The 1,566-nt window shown below is 67.1% G+C and carries 2 protein-coding genes; both read right to left on the bottom strand.

The features are described 5' to 3' along the window. On the bottom strand, positions 1–1,196 hold a 1,196-nt coding region (locus tag DI005_RS18905), incomplete at its 3' end, for an acyl-CoA dehydrogenase family protein (protein WP_113642981.1). A gap of 1 nt (position 1,197) precedes the next feature. Beyond that, positions 1,198–1,566 (bottom strand): phosphotransferase (locus tag DI005_RS18910; protein WP_147263866.1); only part of this gene is annotated, 369 nt, incomplete at its 5' end.

A 1,566-nucleotide genomic window follows, 5' to 3' on the forward strand; every position in this document is an offset into this window, starting at 1 on the left:
TTCAGTTCGCGGCGGGCGAGTGAGCGTTTGTGGACTTCGTCGGGTCCGTCGGCCAGGCGGAGCATGCGGGCGGCTGCCCAGAGTTCGGCGAGGGGGAAGTCCTGTGAGACGCCGCCGGCGCCGTGGGTTTGGATGGCTTTGTCGAGGATCCATTCGACGGAGGTGGGGGTGGCGATCTTGATGGTCTGGATCTCGGTGTGGGCGCCTTTGTTGCCCTGGGTGTCCATGAGCCAGGCGGTCTTGAGCACGAGCAGTCGTAGCTGTTCCACGCGTACGCGTGCCTCGGCGATCCATTCCTGGATCACGCCTTGCTGGGCGAGGGTTTTGCCGAAGGCTTCGCGGGCGGTGGCTCTGCGGCACATCAGTTCGATGGCGCGTTCGGCCATGCCGATCAGGCGCATGCAGTGGTGGATGCGGCCGGGGCCGAGGCGGGCCTGGGCGATGGCGAAGCCGCTGCCTTCTTCGGCGATCAGGTTGTCGGCGGGTACGCGGGCGTTGTCGAAGACGACCTCGGCGTGGCCGCCGTGGTCGCCGTCGGTGTAGCCGAACACGTGCATGCCGCGTTTGATGTGCACGCCGGGGGTGTCCCTGGGCACCAGGATCATGCTCTGCTGCCGATGTGGTTCGGCGTCGGGGTCGGTTTTGCCCATCACGATGAAGATCCGGCAGTTCGGGTTCATCGCGCCGGAGATGTACCATTTGCGCCCGTTGATCACGTAGTCGGTGCCGTCGCGGCGGATGCGGGTGGCGATGTTGCGCGCGTCGGAGGAGGCGACGTCGGGTTCGGTCATCGCGAACGCCGAGCGGATCTCCCCGTCCAGCAACGGTTGCAGCCACTGTTCGCGCTGCTTTTCGTTGCCGAACATGGCGAGCACTTCCATGTTGCCGGTGTCCGGGGCGGCGCAGTTGAGCGCGGTCGGGGCGAGCGAGGGGCTGCGGCCGGTGATCTCGGCCAGCGGCGCGTACTGCAGGTTGGTCAGCCCCGCGCCGTGTTCCCCGGGCAGGAAGAAGTTCCACAGCCCGCGCTTGCGTGCCTCGGCCTTGAGCTCCTCGACCACCGGCACGCTGGTCCACGGGTTCTCGCGTTCGGCGAGCTGCTCGTGGAACACCGGCTCGGCGGGGTAGACGTGCTCGTCCATGAACGCCAGCAGCTTCTCCCGCAGCTCTTCCGTCGTGGCGTCGAATGCGAAGTCCACGTCACTCCTCGATTATTTCGTTACCGAGCTGGACCAGCGGCTCGACCGTCTCGCCGATCCGGTCGAAACCCGGTCCGACGGTCTGGCCCCGGGTGAAGCGGCATTGGATGCCCTCGGCGATCACGGCCAACTTCCAGAAGGCGAACCCGATGTACCAGCCGAGCTCGGACAGATCGCGGTTCGCGGTGCGGGCGTAGCGGGCGATCAGCTGGTCGGTCGGTGGGTAACCGGGCGCGGCCCCGGCATCGGGCACCGCGTCGATGCCGGACCTGGCGCATTCGGAGTAGGCGATCAGCAGTGCCAGATCGGTCAGGGGGTCGCCGAGGGTCGACATCTCCCAGTCGAGCACGGCCTTGATCTCGTCGTCGGC

It is taken from the genome of Prauserella sp. PE36 (assembly GCF_003311655.1).
In the GTDB taxonomy this organism is placed as follows: domain Bacteria; phylum Actinomycetota; class Actinomycetes; order Mycobacteriales; family Pseudonocardiaceae; genus Prauserella_A; species Prauserella_A endophytica.